A 14,531-nucleotide genomic window follows, 5' to 3' on the forward strand; every position below is an offset into this window, starting at 1 on the left:
GCCCGGCGCCGTCACCGTGCGCCCATGAGGCCTGCACGAAGTGCTCACGACGGCGGCCGGTTTCGGACGGCGCCCCGACTAGGATCACGGATCACCCGGCCGGGCGATGGGTTTCGCCGCCGTGAACGACCGTGAGGATGGCAGACCGTGACCGTGCCGCAGCGCCGCTCCTGGCAACCCCCGGAGGGCGAGGCGCTCGTGGCGCGTGCCCCGGTGTCCTTCGCGACCGGCGCGGCGGACCGGGTCCAGGGCCGGCGCTGGTTCCGCGACACCGAACGGCACGACATACAGGGCGAGTTGCCGGACTGGCCGAAGGGCCCCGCATACCGGCTCAGATCGAGGATCGGCCCCGTGCTGCGGGTCGTCCTGGGCGGCGTGTTCCTCCTCGGTGTCCTGGCCGTGGCCGTGATCTTCGACGGCAACGTGCCCTCCGGCAGCGGCCCCCGCGGCTCCGACTCGCTGGGCAGGAGCAAGGACCCGGAGAACGAGGAGACGGACTTCCCGGTGCTGTGGGCCGCCCCCGGCACGACCGCCCGTACCCTCCCCTGGGAACTCGACCCGGCCCGCCGCCCCGACACGGACGTCACACACCTGGTCCTGACCGACCGCCGCCTGCTGGTCCTCGGCGGACTTCAGGATCCCAGGGAACCCTGGGAGGAGATCCTCTGGGAGACGGACCTGAACACGGTCGCCACGGTCGAACGGCGGCCGTTCAGCGTCGGCGGACGGGACTTCAGGATCACCTTCACGGACGGCTCCTGGTGCCGCCTGACGTCCCTGGAGGGCGAGCCCCTGCTTCGCCGTCTGACCGCCGGCTGACCGGGAGAGAGGTACACCGTGGGCGGATCGGCCAAGCCCAGGCGCCCGAGGGCCGCTCCGGCCGCGTCGCGGGTCCGGGGAGCCGGTACGAAGAAGGCGAGGAAGGACCGGGACGCTCTCTTCGGGTGCCTGCTGTTCCTCGGCATCGGGGGCGGGATCGTCCTGATGGCGCTGGGCACCATGCTCTGGGGCGACGACGCCTGGCGGTGGGCGGCACGGACCTGGCCGGGCGGGGCGTACGCCTTCGCGGTGTGCCTCGGCATGGCCGCCCCGCTCCTGGCCGCCCTCTTTCTCCGGGCGCTGGACGGCATGGACCGCAAGGCGTGGAAGACCCACCCGGCCCGTGCCCTGGGCTGGACGCTCCTCGCCGTCCTGGCAGTGGCGTCGCTGTTGGCCTTCCTGTCCCTGGCCTTCGACGCGATGGACAGCGGCAAACGCAAACACCGTTCGGTGGCGCCGAGTTGGGTGTTCGCCCACTACCCCTGGCTGTGGGCGGTGGGCATCGCCTCGACGCTCGCTTCGGCGGTGCTGCTGGTGTGGCTGATGGTGGCTCTGAGCCGGCGAGCCGACGCGGTCGAGGCGTGACCCGTACGGTCGCCGCCGGCTCGTACAGTGTCGGTGTGGGCCAACGCTCGCCAGGACGGGGCGATGTCTCCGAGATCACCGGCATCGGTGCCAAGAGCCGACCGCATCCGCCCCACCGGCCGTATCCGCCGAGCCGGCCGTCTCGCCGTTCATCCCACTGCCCCGACGGCCCGGTCGTACAGCCTGCGTCGTCCCCTGCCGACAACCGTCACCGGTGCCAGTACGAGCACCGCGGCAGCGCCCAGGCAGACGTAGCCCTCAAGGACGCCGCCGATGTCGGGCTTGGTGCCGAGAGTGGGCTTGTAGTGACCTGCCGGATCGACGACGGCCGTGGTCGTCCGCCCGACTCGGTCGGCACAGTCCTCCTTGTTGTCGATCACCTCGTGGACGGACCCGTCCCGCAGCCGGACCCTGCAGTAGGTCTCACGGGTCCCGTGCGTCCACTGATGGGTCGGGGCGGCGATGGTGACCGTCTCTTCCACTCCGCGCAGCTGCAAATACCAGGCATTGGCGAAGTACGAGCCGACCAGGACCAGTACGAGATAGGCGGCCGCGGTGGCACACCGGGCGACGGGGGCGCCGCGGGAGTCACGGGTCCTGAAGGCCACCCAGAACACCGGCAGCCCGAGCAGCAGGCCGACGAACGCCGCCGCCTTGCCGATGAACAGGCTGGAGAGCAGACAGACCACGACCGAGGCGGCGGCCACCAGGAGCAACCGGGCCCACGGCCACACCGAAATTCCGCCGCCGTATCCGTACCCGGTCCGCGCCGGCCGATTCCCGGAGGTGGACTGGGAGAACTCGGAGAGGATGGTGCGTACCCGCCGCATGCCGTTCGGGCCGACCGCGATACGGCGCAGCTCCGGCAGCCCCATGTCCGCTTCTTCCAGCGCCTGCTGCCACCTCTCCGGCAGTTCCGCGAACAGTTCGTCGACGGACCGCTCGTCCTCGCTCGCCACGTGATCCTTGCTCTCTCCGCTCCGGGGGTACCGGACGGCCGACCGGGTCAGCCGCCGGCGCTCCAGGGCCAGTTGTAGAACGGTGTTCCGCCGGCCCCGATGCCCGGCATCTCCTTCGCCCCCCGGATGAAGTTCGTCCCGGTACTCCACGCCTCGTCGGGGTTCGTGTGTGCCAGGTTCGAGCAGCCGACCACGAGGGGCAGTGCCTGGCTGCCGTAGTGGAGGGCCTTGGCCTGACCCGGCGGAGCGACCCTGCTAGGACGTGACCCGGACGGTCTTGGCCAACTCGTCGGTCAGCTCGCACAGGTCGTCCGTGTGGGCCGGCACCTGCCAGGACGTCAGCAGCACGAGCCCCCATGTCTCGTCGGCCCGGATACCGTACGCGCACGTCTCCATGATCGTCCCCAGCCCGTCCCGGCCGACGTCCCGGACATACGCGTGCCGGACGCGCACCGCGGGCCCGGCGGGCAGGGTACGCAGCTCGGCCTCGGGCGGGCGGTAGGAGTCGGCGGTGGGAGCGGCGAGGTAGCTTCGGAGCAGGTCGACGGTCACCTCCGGGTACGTCTCGTCGGCGACCAGCGCCGACAACTCGATCCGGGCGAGCTCCCCGAGCCGCGGCTCCGGGACGTACGACAGCGCGGTGACGGGTCCGCGCCCGCGGGAGTCGGCGGCGGCCTCGCGGAGTTCGGCGGCGAGGGCGTCGAGCAGCTTCGGGTCGCCGTCGTCGGGGCCTGCGAGCCGCCGGGCGGCCTCCCCCGCCCAGGCGCCCAGTTCGACGGACGTGCGCACGGGCAGCGCGACGGCGTCCTCCGGCGTCCGCATGCGAACGGTGGCGGCGGCGAACTCGGGCATCAGGCCATCCATTGCAGGGTGCGGGCGACGGAGTCGAACAGCGTGACCAGGGCCTCCACCAGCGGCTCCAGCGGCGGTGCCGTCGGCGTCGAGAAGGAGAGCAGCAGCCGCTGGCCGCTGTTCGGGACGGCGAGGTAGACGTCCAGGTGGGCGAGGGCGAGCCTGTTGCCGTCGGGGTCGTCGGCGGCGGGCCGGCGGAGGTAGCGGTGGCGTACGGCGGGGCCGGCGGGGAGGTCGACGAGGGTGACGTCGCCGACGCCGGAGTCACCGGCGTCTGTGGCGTCGGTGCGGAGGGCGAGGGAGCGGGCGATGTCGCCGAGGTCGCCGGGTTCGGTGCCGGGCGACGGCCGCAGCACCGTCACGACCAGACCGGCGGAGACCGGGACCTGGCCGAGGACCTGGTCGACGACGTACATCTCCACGCCGCCGTTGGCCTGCGCAGCCTCGGCCTGCGCCCGCATCCGCTCCGCCAGCGCGGCCTCCAGCTGCGGGGTGGCCCTCGTCCGCCGCAGCCTCCGCCTGACCAGCTTGTCGATGCGGTGGGTCCAGCGCTCCGGACTGTCCAGCACGATCCGCTCCCAGCCGTCGGGGACGGCCAGGCGGTAGTCGGAGGGGGGTGGGACGGCGGCTGCCGCGACAGGGGATTCGGTGCGGTCCGTCATACGTCCGTTCCGCTCGCCCGGCCGTCCGGCTCGCCCGGTCGGGCGCGCCGCTCGTTCGACCGGCTCATCACGGCAGCGGCCAGGGGCGCGAGGACGAGGACAGCGGCGGCACCGAGGCAGCCGTACGCGGCGGCGATCCCGCCGATGGCGGACTTGCCTCCGAGAACGGGCCGGTAGTGGTCCGACGGGTCGACCGCCGCAAGGGTCCTGGCACCCACCATGGTCTCGTCCGTACACCGCTTGTCGTTCTCGAACACCCTGCGGACGGTTCCGTCCGGGAGCGTCACACGGCAGTACGTGACGCGCACGCCGTGCGACGCCCGCTCGTGCAGCGGCTTCGCGTAGGTGACCGTGGTCTCCTGCCCGCGCAGGTGCAGGTACCACTCGTCGGCGGCGTACGAGCCCACCCAGATCAGCGCGACATAGGCGACCGCGACGAGGCCGCAGGCCACCAGCCCGCCGAGGGACCTGCGCGTCCTGAGCCCCGCCCAGGCCACGACCACACCACAGGCCGCACCGACGAAGAGCGCCGAGGAATTCAGGACATACGTGGACAGCAGGCACAGGACCACGCCGACGACGGCGACCAGGAGCAGCCGTAGCCATGGCCACACCGCTCTGCCCTCGTCGGTGCCCCGGTCGCCGTCGAAATCCCACCGGCTGGAGGGGCGGGAGTGTTCCGCCAGGATGTGCTGCACGGCCGGCTCACCGCCCTCCTCAAGGGCGATTTCGCGCAGGCGCGGCAGACCGAGCCCTTTGTCCTCGAGTTCGCGCTGTCTGCTTCTCGGGAGCCGGGCGAACTGCTCGTCGACGGTCTGACCGTCTCCAGGTGCCACTTTCCTCGTTCTCTCCTCGCCCCTACGGGCCTCGCCATGATCCGGTACCGGCGGACGCGTTCAGCCGCCGGTGACCTTCCAGTTCCAGTTGTAGAAGGGAATGCCGTTCGCCCCGACCGGGGCGATGTGCTTGATGCCATCGAACTGGTTGCGTTCGACGGAGGTCGGTTCCCAGCCCGCCACGGGCGCCAGGTTCACGATGCCCGCGCCCAGCGGCAGCACCTGGCTCGCGGCGTACAGGCCGCCGGCCGACCATGCCTTGCCCTTGAACACCGAGTCGGAGAGACCGCGCCACTTGGGCAGGTCCTTGGTGAGGATCGGGTCCTCGGCTCCGCGCTCGGCGATGGCCGTGCGAATGTCGCTGAAGTACGCCTTGACGTTGACGGACTCCTTGACGATCGACTTCATCCTGGGCAGGACGCTGTCCGGTCCCTTCGCCAGTGCTTCGGCGATCTTGCCCGCCTTGACCCCCGAGTTCGCCTGGGCGATCTCGCCCGCCAGTTTCTCGCCCACGCCCAGCCCGCGCAGGTTCAGGAACTCCCTGAGTGCCGACGATCCCCGGGCGGCCGTGGCCGCCTCCTTGAAGGTCGTCCCGAGGACCCGGCCGGCGCCGAAGGACAGCACGCCGACCACGTCGATGGCGACGTCCAGCCAGGTGCCATTGCCGTCCAGCGCGGAGACGGTGTCGCAGACGAGAGCGACCACGGAGGCGATCAGAGCCAGCGCCCCGAGTACCTCGCCGAGGATGGGAACCCAGCTCAGGCACAGGGCCAGGAGGCAGAGCACACCGGCGATCGCTCCCGCCCAGTGACCAATGGTGGTGACCCAGTCCTTCCAGTTGTCCCACCAATGGTGCTTGGGATCTTTCAGCCCGTCGCCGTCGATGGCGTCCCGTATCGCCTTGGCGGCATACCCGGCCTGCGTGTCCCGGTAGTCGAGCGCGGCCCGGAGCTCCCGCTTCGCGGCGTCGAGGTCCCCGTCCGAGGCCTCCTTCTGCCGCTTCAGCTTCTGCTTGTCCGGGTGGTTGTCGTCCACGGACGGGTGCTGATCGATCTGCTTCTGGTAGTTACTGCTGTCGGCATCGGCCGCCGCGGCCTTCTTCAGCGCGGAACGCACCCGGTTCTGCGCGTGGTTGAGCGCGGTGGCCCAGTTCTCCCGCACGGTGTCGGCGATGGGCTCGTACGGCACGGAGGAACCGAGCGCCGCCCCCGCCGCCGCATACCGCTGGTGCGACTGGCTGAGCAGCTTGACGGTGTCGCCGGTCTTCGTGGTGAACGCCTTCCCGGCGTCCGAGTCCCACCCGTTCCCGTCGACGAGGTTGTTCAGCTTGCCGGCCTGCTCCTCGATCAGCCGGGCCGTGTCGGAGATCCGCTTCCCGAGCCGGGCCACCTCGTACGGGTCCCCCGGCGTGAACTCCCTGTCGTCGTACCGGGCCGTCTGCCAGTCGACGCCGGCGAAGTCGTGATCGCTCACTTGTCCCCCGGCTGAGCCTTGACCAGCGCGTCGGCAAGATGCTGATCGACCCCGTCGTAGGCCTTCGCCGCCTCGCCCGCGGTCTTCCCGAGAAACTCCAGCCCGTCGCAGAGCTCTTTGCGCTTCTTCTTCCAGTCGTCCGCGAAGTCACCGAGGGCGTCGGCCACCTCGCCGGACCCGATCTCGGAGCCGTACGAGTCGACGAGATCCTTCGCATGTTCAAAGTTGGACTTCAACTTCGCGACAGATCTGCTGATCTCCCGCAACTCACTCGTGGACACCTTGACGTGGTCCGCCACTACTACCCCCGTGAACACCTGCCTACCGGCCGCCCCGCGAGACGCAGAGGGCCAGGGTCACTGTGTGTCGAGCGTTTTCGGTGCTACAACCAATGGACCGTAAAGGGAGCTCAAAGGGAGGGGCTACGCCCAGTCAGCGGTATCGCCCGACCACTCCGTCTCCACACAATCACCGCGGCATCCCCGCGAGCGCCCCGGCGCACTCGGGCAAAGCATGAAGACGGACCATTCTCACAGTGCCCGATTCACAACACCTTGCCCAAGTTGATAGGGAAGTTCGCGGTGGCGAACCGGGAACCCCACGGATAGCGTTTGTGTCCTTGCCAAACATCTGTCTCACGGGGGAGTCCACAGTGAAGCGCCGCACCATGCCCGTTGCCGCCGCGCTCGCCGCGACCACAGCTCTGCTGCTGACGGCGTGCGGAAGCGGGGACGACAGCTCCAAGGACAACGACAAGATCGCGGGGGCTGACAAGGGAGCACCGGGTTCTCCGTCGCCTTCCGCCTCAGCCTCGGCAGCAGCCGAGAAAGGCGCACCGAGCTTCGATCTCCCGTCGGACATCAAGGTGACCGTCGAGAAGCAGTCGACGGGGGACTCGACGAAGGACACAGTGCTGCGAGATCTGGCGTACGCGGCGCAGGCTCGTCTGGAAGGCCTGGCCAAAGGCGACGGCCAGACGGCGAACATGAGCCGCTACTACGCCGCGGATGCCCTCGTCTACTTCGCCAAGCAGATCTCCGAGACCCGGAAGGAGGGTCTCACCAGCACGGGCTCCTACCGCTACTACGACTTCCAGGTACTCGACCTCAAGGGCCAGACTGCGACTGCCCGTTACTGCGAAGACCAGCGGCAGGCGTTCGCCAAGGAGATCAAGACGAACAAGGTGCACCGCACCACGCCGAGCAACGACGACTTCATTCAGATCTCGGTCCAGACGGCGAAGGACTCCCGGGGCGACTGGCAGGTCCGGCGCGTGAGCTGGAAGAAGGCAACTGCGGAATGCGTGCAGGGATGAGGGCCGCCCGACTCCCTCTGGCGACGGTGACGGCCGTCGGCCTCGTGCTGGCTCTGGGCACCTTGTCTCCCGCACAGGCCGGTGACGGCTCCTGGCACGGCGCCGGCGACAACTCCGACACCCCTAAGTCGTCCAAGGGTTCGCCCGCTGACTCCGGCGGCGATTCCGACCCCGGCTCCATCGGTGCCCACATCCGCATCAACCAGAGCAAGCTCGCTTCGAGCAGTTCCTCCACCACCTCGACTTCCTCCAACATCAACTGGAAGCCCCCCGTCTGCTGGTACGAACCGATGTACACGCCGGACGAGTACGAGGACTTCATCAAGTCCTCGTACAAGGGCGCCCAGGAACCGGCCGCGAACTACGCGAAGAAACGCGCTGACGAGGATTACCACAAGGGTGACAAGGGCCTGTGGTGGCAGGTGCAGTTCCGCAACGACGACTACACCGAGGCCTGCCCCGTCACCACCGACAACTGGGAGATCTGGGTCCCGCCCGCCCAGCCGAAGGCCGACCCCAACCAGTTGACCCCGGAGATTCTCTCCGAACTCGCCTACAACTCAACGAAGTTGCCGAAGCCGCCCGTGGTGCTGAACCCGAGCCCGGACCGGCTCAAGGTGAACCTCGGTACGCGGGTGAAGTTCGAGGGGGACTTCGACCGGGTCTGGACGACTGCCAGCATCAACTACAAGGGCGTCGAGATGGCCGCGACGACCGTCGCGACTCCCGTGGCCCTCAGGGTCGACGCGGGCACGTCGGACGCCGATCCGCAGACCTGCACGTACGACCTGGTCAAGGGCGACAACGGCTACACGGTCGACAGCAAGGACGCGGCCTGCAACGTCACCTACCTCCACTCGTCCGGGACCGGCACCTACCCCTTCAAGGCGTCGATCACCTGGAAGGTGACGTGGACGGACTCGGCTGACCCGGACGGGCCCGCACGGCAGCCGGGCCTGCCCGACGGCCTGTCCACGTACGAACAGAACGTGACCGTGAAGGAAATCCAGGCGGTCAACCGCTGACGAGACGCGAGTGGCCCGCCGAGTTACGGCTCCGGGCCGCTCCAAGAGACCGGAATCCGACATGAGTGACCTGCGCCTAGAAGACACGATCTTCCAGGACCTGAAGAAGACCTTCTCGTCCATCAGCGACCGCATGGAGACCACCCGCCGCACACTCCGCAGCGCGGATGCCTCGGCTGTCGGCGAGAAGCAACTCGTCGAAGACGTCCAGGACTTCGCCGACGACTGGGGCTACGGCATCAAGCAGCTCGGCAAGCACACCCAGGGCGCCGTGAAGATGATCAACAAGATCGGCGAGAGCTTCGGCAAGCTCGACCTGGACCTGGCCGAGTCCCTCAAGGCTCCGCAGCGGAAGGGCAAGTGACGTGGCTGGGCAACGGCCTGCCTTCCCCCACATAGGCTGGGACCCCACGCCGGGAAGCGTGGAGGACACCCGGGATCTCGCCAAACAGCTCGGCAAGCTGGCCGGCGAGCTGGGTACGGCGCTCGGAGAGCTGGAGCGCATCGAGACCGGTGCCTGGAAGGGCAAGACCGCGATCGCATTCAGCGAGTACGTCGGCCAGGACGTCACCCCGCTCATCCGCAAGAGCCACGAGTCCTTCGACAAGGCCTCACGTGCGCTGCACCGCTGGGCAGGCGAACTCCAGGACTTCCAGGACCGGGCGGACCGGCTGGAGAAGAGCGCCGGAGACAAGCTGACCGCGAAGGCCGAGGCCGAGGGAAAGGCCGGCGGCAAGGGCAGCGACGACCTCGCCAGAGCATCCAGCGCCGTGGACGGCGTCATCCAGAAGGTCCACGAGCTGGAAGAGGATTACCGAGCGGCCGCCCGTCAGGTCGGCAAGGAGCTGGACAAGGCCGGCGACATCGCTCCGGATGAGCCGGGCTTCTGGGACAAGCTGGGCCATGGCATCGCGAACGCCTGGGACGCCACGGGTGACTGGCTCAAAGAACACGCCGATGCGATCAAGGAAATCGGCGACATCCTCAGTGACGTCACCGCGATCCTCGGTGTACTGGCCATCATCACCCTGCCCTTCGAACCGCTCGGCGCGATCTTCGGTGCAGCGGCCGTTCTCACCAGCGGGATGGCGCTGCTGGCCCACTCGGTCGCCAAGGCGAGCGGCGCCGACGTCAGCTGGCTCACCATGGGCACGGACGCACTGGGGCTGCTTCCGGGTATCGGCCTCCTCGGAAAGGGCGCCAAGGTGGCCAGCAGGGCGGCCGCGGTCGACCGGATCGCCGAGTTCGGGGCGGGCTTCAAGGCTTCCCGAATCGAAAGTGCCTTCAACGTGATCGCGACGGGTGACATGGCAAAATCCGTTGAAGGAGGCATCGGACTGCTGGGAAGGAAGATAGTTCTGGGCGGCGCGGGCAAGAACCTCGGTCTGCTGTCCCATGAGAGCGGCACGATGAACCGCCTGGCGGGGCTCGCCGAGGCGGGATACCACCAAGGCCAGTGGCTCGGCACCAAGGGACTCGCCCTCGCGGGCGAGAAGTTCACCATCGACCCGTTGAGCAAACTGGGCAGGGGCATCGACGTGTCCGGCAAGGTGCTCCCCAAGGGCATCAGCATCGGCCTGCACAGCGGTGACTCGGCCAATCCCGGCGACAGCCTTCACCAGTCCGCCACCACACACTGAGGCGCGAGAAGATGACGAGATGGCTGCCTGACTCCGGCGAGACCCTGCTCGCACGCTGCGGAGTGAACTTCGCCGCCGGTGTCGCGACCCCGGTGTCCGGGATGCGCTGGTTCAGGGACACGAAGCGACGTGACATCCAGGACGAACTGCCGGGCTGGCCCGATGGTCCCCGATTCACACCCCGCTCCAAGGACGAAAGCCGACTCCGTAAGGGGGGCGCGTTCGGGGCGCGCTTCCTGCTGGTGGCGACGCTCGGCGTCCTCGAGTCCCTTGCCGGTTCGGGCAGCACGGGGAACGTCTCCAAGCTCGGAGAACCCGAGGAACCGGAGAACGAGGTCCAGGATTTCCCCGTCATGTGGGCGGACTCCGGCACCCTGGCTCGTACTCTCCCGTGGCAGCTTGATCCCGGCCGCCGTCCGAACACGGACCGAACCCACCTGGTGGTGACGGACCAGCGTGTTCTCGTCCTCGGACTGCTTGACGACAAGGACGTCCCCTCTGACGAAGTCCTCTGGGAGACCGAGCGATCCAACGTCTCCACCGCGAAGCGGATGCGGTTCAGCCAGTACAAGGTCGACTTCAAGCTCGTGTTCACCGACGGCTCGTGGTGCCGCCTCGCGGGGTGGAACACGAACTGCCGTGACGACGTCACCCGCACCCTGGCCACTCCGCCGGAAGTGGTAGCTGAAGACGCCCTGACAACGGGGCAACAACAGACTGTCGCGAAGTTCCTTGAGCGCCAGGACAGGCCCGGTGCGCTCCTCATCACCCGCCGGCCAAGCGGTCATTTCCTCATCGAGTACCTGTGGACCGACTCGGTCGGTCCGAACTACGGAATCAGCGGCGACTTCTGCTTGATGGGCCCCGACGGCGAGGACATCAAGGCCCAGGAAGGCGACCTATGACCGAGATGAAAGCCAACTCCCAGTGACCACACCCGTCATCACGGTCGACGCCGACGTCCCTCCCCTGACATTCGACGTCCCCGAGAGTTTCTTCCCGCTGCCCCTGGCTGCCGAGCCCGAGGAACGGGCTGCACTGTCGGACGCCTTCGTGCGCGATCTCTACTCGCGCGGTGACGAGTCCCTGTGGACCCCGGCCGCCCCGTTCTACGCGGCCCTGGCAGAACAACTGGCGCTGAGCGGTCTCTCGTACTCGGCCCTTGGCCTCTTCTCCACTGACGGCGGCGGTGTCGCACAGTGCGCCTTCACCGTGGCAGCGGTCGAAACCGATCATGCGGACCCGGAAACGGCGACGCACGGGATCCTGGTCGCCCTGTCCCGTGATCCGCACCACGACGCACGCTGGATGGATCTTCCCTGCGGCCCCGCGGTCTCCTGCGTGATCATGCGCGAGGTGACGCTCTCACCGGAACTCACTGCCGACAACACGGAAAAGGAGCTCCTGACCGGTCAGATCCAGATCCACGTCCCGTTTCCGACCGGCCCCTACACCGCCGTGTTCACGCTCCACACGGCTTCCACTGAATACTGGAACGAGTTCTGCGACGTGACGGTCGCGATCCTACGGACCGTGTCCTTCCCCGCTCCTGAAAACAACATGGACTCGTCAGCCCAAGGCGACGGCGGAGCCGACGAGTCGGACTTGGAGAACTGAGCGCCTACAGACCGGAACGGCCGGCGCTGGCGTCCTGAGAAGAACCGGGGCGGGTGGCGGGCTGCTGCCGCCGAGTAGTCACCTGGGCGCCGGGACCACGCAACGCAATGCACAGCCCCTTCAGACGTTCGATCCATCCCCTGTGCGGGCGTCACCGTCTGCCTCCGGCATCCCGATGACGTACGTCCCCTTCGCGGGCAGCGTCGCGACCAGCCCTCGCTTTCGGAGTTCCACGATGGCGCGGCGCACGGTGCCGATGCTCACGCCGTACAGATCCGTCATGGCGCGCTCGCCAGGCAGAGCGGCCCCTTGCGGCAGTTTCCCAGAGGCGATGTCCGCCGCGATGGCGTCGGCGAGTTTCACGTACTCGTAGCGCGGAAGCTCGGTCATGTCTCCACCGTGCCGCAGCCCTACGCACATCGCAGGATCAGAACGCGTCCCGCCGCAGGGGGACGCAGAAGATATCTGAAGGGTGCAGGGGGACGCAGTTACCGGTATGGTCGAAATGACAGGACCCCGGCGAGGTGGCTAGACCTCCCGGGGCACGGCCAACGCTTACAAGGAGCGTCGACATGCACGACCTTATCCCCCGCGCCCTCCAATGGCTGCGCCTCCTCTTCGCCCCCGGCACCGGGAAACGGCGCCGCCGCCCTGACCGCCACCCCTTTCCCCACCTGCACCTCACCCTCGTGCGCTGCCCCCTCACCGCCGAGCCCCCGCACCTCCCCGGCCACCGGTCGCCGTACGGCCTGGCCACGCTCCTCGACGGCACCGACTCCGCCCTGATCCGCCCCTACCTCACCGCCCACGAACGCGAGGCCGCCCTCCAGCAGCGCCGCCGCCTCGCCCTCGTACTCGCCGCAGACTTCGGGATCGACCTCGACCAGCACGTGATCGGCGCGCCGGAGGTGGCCGCGTGATGGAACAGGCCAGCAGCAACGCGGCACACACCCCGGCCTCCCCCCGCCTCCTCCCCTGGCCCACCCCCGAGGGCAAGCCGTGCTACCTCGTCACGGACAACAACGGCGGCTATCTCTCCCGCCTCGCCGATGGTATGGAGGCCACCCAGCTCGCCACCGGCACCGATGTCCTTACCTACGCCCGCCAGGTGCTGGGCGACCCGATGTCGCCGTACACCGAGGTCCGCTACGCCGGCATCCGCCTCGCCGAGTGCCTCATCGACACTCTGCGCATCGCCGAGTCCCGGGGCATGCGTTTGGTCGTACCGGACGACGAGGAGTACCACAAAGGCATCCGCGGGGAGGCGACGCGGAACAGGGAGAGCGGGCTACGACCGTAACTACGACATGCCGAACGAGTTCGGTCGTCGTCGTACCGTTCCTGATCTACAGCTTCTACCGTGCCTTCCTTCAGCTCTTCGTCATCGCCTCCGTCTTCCGAATGCGTCGGGTCCTGCGGGTCTACCCCTGGCAGCTGTCCCGCGAGATCCGGTACGGCCTCGCCAAGCGAACCGATGTCGTCGGCAGGCAGTTCGGCTGGTTCGAGTTCCCGAACCCGGCTCGACCGGAGGAGTCGCTGCCCATGGTGTTCGGTCGGCACTGGGGGGTGGGCTGGTGGAGTCGGCGCATGTCACCGCGTGCGGCAGCCGAGCTCAAGGCCCAGATCGGCGAGGTGTGGTTCGCCGGCGATCCTCGTTTCATCGGGGTTCTCGGCGCACCCGCGTCCGACGGGTCGAGGCCTCGCCGGCTCCGTTTCCTTGATCAGCAGACCGGGGCGGACGCAGGAACTCGTGGCGTAGCCGACTGGGGTGCCACCGCCGAGGACATCGACCGCGGTCGTCGTGCCGGGGTCGTGCCCGCCCGTCCCTGAACCTCCGACACCGACGGAACTTTCGAAGAACATGGACCCAACGCCCCAGATCGTCATCGACGAGTCGGCCACCGATCCCCACGCCGGCATCTGGTTCGCCACGCCAGGCGGCTTCACGGAGCTGCCCATCGACGTGCTTCTCGCGCCGCCGGCTTCTGCCGAGGCGGACCGGCTCCGTCAGGCGTTGGCTCCTCTGGTCGAGGCCATCCCCGACGGCGTGACCAGGCAGCAGTTCATCGCCCAGCTGGCATCGGGACAACAGCTCCTTCGTGCCCTGCGCGAGGTGGGCACCGTCCACTGCGCTCTGGGCGTCCACCGCGACGATGTCGCGGACGGCAGCGGCGGTACTCTGCACTCCCTCTTCACCGTGTCGTGGCGGGAAGTCGCCTGGGCCCCGCGGTCCGTGAGCGCGGCACGGGCGGTGGCGACAGCGGAGCAGCATGAGCATGTCGAGTACCTGGACCTGCCCAGCGGACCGGCGTCCATGAGCGAGACGGTACGCGTCCCGTCCCCCGAGTCCGGTCTTCCAGCGACCCCGTTGCTCCAGATCCACGCCCACCTTCCTCATCCGGACCACAGGCGCATGGCAGTTCTCACGCTCAGCACCACCGCGGTGGAGCGACGCGTCCAATACCGCGCGATCCTCCACAACATCGCTGAACTCACGAGCTTCGACTCACCCCTGGACGAAGCCCGGAAATGACGTGCCGGCAGGGCACGAGGCACACACTCCTCACGCCGGTTCGCCATGGTGGCGGGACACGACCCTCCTCCAACTCCGCGGATCCGCTTACCTCCGCTCCCGCCTTCACCATGCGCGCCCACAAGGTCGACACGGGCACGGTGATCGAGGATCGCGGCAAGCTCAGGATCCTGACCGTTGGTCGAGCCGAACCGGCGCCGCGCACATCGCCAGAC

At 68.5% G+C, this 14,531-nt stretch carries 19 protein-coding genes; 12 read left to right on the forward strand and 7 right to left on the reverse strand.

Going from position 1 to position 14,531, the window contains the following annotated elements:
* The first annotated feature begins 147 nt into the window (after positions 1–147).
* Entirely contained in the window at positions 148–819 is a 672-nt protein-coding gene (locus tag ACIQVL_RS14920; protein WP_403475462.1) for a hypothetical protein, read from the forward strand.
* Between the two features lie 18 nt (positions 820–837).
* Positions 838–1,404 (forward strand): hypothetical protein, encoded by a 567-nt coding sequence (locus ACIQVL_RS14925; protein ID WP_403433748.1) that lies wholly within the window; start codon positions 838–840, stop codon positions 1,402–1,404.
* 149 nt (positions 1,405–1,553) lie between these two features.
* Here the strand turns inward: ACIQVL_RS14925 and ACIQVL_RS14930 are convergent, their stop codons facing one another.
* From ACIQVL_RS14930 to ACIQVL_RS14955, 6 genes are all read right to left on the reverse strand, one after another.
* Complete coding sequence (locus ACIQVL_RS14930) at positions 1,554–2,363, reverse strand: hypothetical protein (RefSeq protein WP_403475463.1); 810 nt, start codon at positions 2,361–2,363, stop codon at positions 1,554–1,556.
* A gap of 255 nt (positions 2,364–2,618) precedes the next feature.
* The gene (locus ACIQVL_RS14935; RefSeq protein ID WP_403475464.1) at positions 2,619–3,215 is read right to left on the reverse strand and encodes a hypothetical protein; all 597 of its coding nucleotides are present in this window, start codon (positions 3,213–3,215) and stop codon (positions 2,619–2,621) included.
* The gene (locus tag ACIQVL_RS14940; RefSeq protein ID WP_403475465.1) at positions 3,215–3,877 is read right to left on the reverse strand and encodes a hypothetical protein; all 663 of its coding nucleotides are present in this window, start codon (positions 3,875–3,877) and stop codon (positions 3,215–3,217) included. The genes ACIQVL_RS14935 and ACIQVL_RS14940 overlap by 1 nt, the downstream gene beginning before the upstream one ends.
* Positions 3,874–4,713 (reverse strand): hypothetical protein, encoded by an 840-nt coding sequence (locus ACIQVL_RS14945; protein ID WP_403475466.1) that lies wholly within the window; start codon positions 4,711–4,713, stop codon positions 3,874–3,876. The genes ACIQVL_RS14940 and ACIQVL_RS14945 overlap by 4 nt, the downstream gene beginning before the upstream one ends.
* Before the next feature lie 60 nt (positions 4,714–4,773).
* Positions 4,774–6,186: a hypothetical protein gene (locus tag ACIQVL_RS14950; RefSeq protein ID WP_403475467.1), complete on the reverse strand. Its 1,413-nt coding sequence runs from the start codon at positions 6,184–6,186 to the stop codon at positions 4,774–4,776.
* Complete coding sequence (locus tag ACIQVL_RS14955; RefSeq protein ID WP_403433734.1) at positions 6,183–6,485, reverse strand: WXG100 family type VII secretion target; 303 nt, start codon at positions 6,483–6,485, stop codon at positions 6,183–6,185. Before ACIQVL_RS14955 ends, ACIQVL_RS14950 begins: the two co-directional genes overlap by 4 nt.
* Before the next feature lie 353 nt (positions 6,486–6,838).
* On the opposite strand from ACIQVL_RS14955, the gene ACIQVL_RS14960 reads away from it, so the two are divergent.
* From ACIQVL_RS14960 to ACIQVL_RS14985, 6 genes are all read left to right on the forward strand, one after another.
* Positions 6,839–7,501, forward strand: coding sequence for a hypothetical protein (locus ACIQVL_RS14960; RefSeq protein ID WP_403475468.1), 663 nt, complete (start codon positions 6,839–6,841; stop codon positions 7,499–7,501).
* Positions 7,498–8,526, forward strand: coding sequence for a hypothetical protein (locus ACIQVL_RS14965; RefSeq protein ID WP_403475469.1), 1,029 nt, complete (start codon positions 7,498–7,500; stop codon positions 8,524–8,526). Before ACIQVL_RS14960 ends, ACIQVL_RS14965 begins: the two co-directional genes overlap by 4 nt.
* 61 nt (positions 8,527–8,587) lie before the next feature.
* The gene (locus ACIQVL_RS14970) at positions 8,588–8,890 is read left to right on the forward strand and encodes a hypothetical protein (protein ID WP_403475470.1); all 303 of its coding nucleotides are present in this window, start codon (positions 8,588–8,590) and stop codon (positions 8,888–8,890) included.
* Positions 8,891–8,948: 58 nt separating this feature from the next.
* The gene (locus tag ACIQVL_RS14975) at positions 8,949–10,166 is read left to right on the forward strand and encodes an enoyl-CoA hydratase/isomerase family protein (protein WP_403475471.1); all 1,218 of its coding nucleotides are present in this window, start codon (positions 8,949–8,951) and stop codon (positions 10,164–10,166) included.
* A gap of 62 nt (positions 10,167–10,228) precedes the next feature.
* Positions 10,229–11,071: a hypothetical protein gene (locus ACIQVL_RS14980; RefSeq protein WP_403475472.1), complete on the forward strand. Its 843-nt coding sequence runs from the start codon at positions 10,229–10,231 to the stop codon at positions 11,069–11,071.
* A gap of 22 nt (positions 11,072–11,093) precedes the next feature.
* Positions 11,094–11,783 carry a hypothetical protein gene (locus tag ACIQVL_RS14985; RefSeq protein ID WP_403475473.1) on the forward strand — a complete coding sequence of 230 codons (690 nt, stop codon included), beginning with the start codon at positions 11,094–11,096 and terminating at the stop codon, positions 11,781–11,783.
* A 120-nt stretch (positions 11,784–11,903) separates the two neighbouring features.
* On the opposite strand, the gene ACIQVL_RS14990 is transcribed toward ACIQVL_RS14985, so the two are convergent.
* Positions 11,904–12,173: a winged helix-turn-helix domain-containing protein gene (locus ACIQVL_RS14990; protein WP_403475474.1), complete on the reverse strand. Its 270-nt coding sequence runs from the start codon at positions 12,171–12,173 to the stop codon at positions 11,904–11,906.
* A 182-nt stretch (positions 12,174–12,355) separates the two neighbouring features.
* On the opposite strand from ACIQVL_RS14990, the gene ACIQVL_RS14995 reads away from it, so the two are divergent.
* The 4 genes from ACIQVL_RS14995 to ACIQVL_RS15010 all read left to right on the forward strand — a co-directional run bounded on the left by ACIQVL_RS14995 (position 12,356) and on the right by ACIQVL_RS15010 (position 14,316).
* Positions 12,356–12,703 (forward strand): hypothetical protein, encoded by a 348-nt coding sequence (locus tag ACIQVL_RS14995; RefSeq protein WP_403475475.1) that lies wholly within the window; start codon positions 12,356–12,358, stop codon positions 12,701–12,703.
* Positions 12,703–13,083, forward strand: a complete 381-nt coding sequence (locus tag ACIQVL_RS15000; RefSeq protein WP_403475476.1) for a hypothetical protein — start codon at positions 12,703–12,705, stop codon at positions 13,081–13,083. The genes ACIQVL_RS14995 and ACIQVL_RS15000 overlap by 1 nt, the downstream gene beginning before the upstream one ends.
* 101 nt (positions 13,084–13,184) lie before the next feature.
* Entirely contained in the window at positions 13,185–13,613 is a 429-nt protein-coding gene (locus ACIQVL_RS15005) for a hypothetical protein (protein WP_403475477.1), read from the forward strand.
* Between the two features lie 31 nt (positions 13,614–13,644).
* Positions 13,645–14,316, forward strand: a complete 672-nt coding sequence (locus ACIQVL_RS15010) for a hypothetical protein (protein WP_403475478.1) — start codon at positions 13,645–13,647, stop codon at positions 14,314–14,316.
* The last annotated feature ends 215 nt before the right edge of the window (positions 14,317–14,531 follow it).

This window comes from Streptomyces sp. NPDC090499 (assembly GCF_044769305.1).
Lineage (GTDB): Bacteria > Actinomycetota > Actinomycetes > Streptomycetales > Streptomycetaceae > Streptomyces.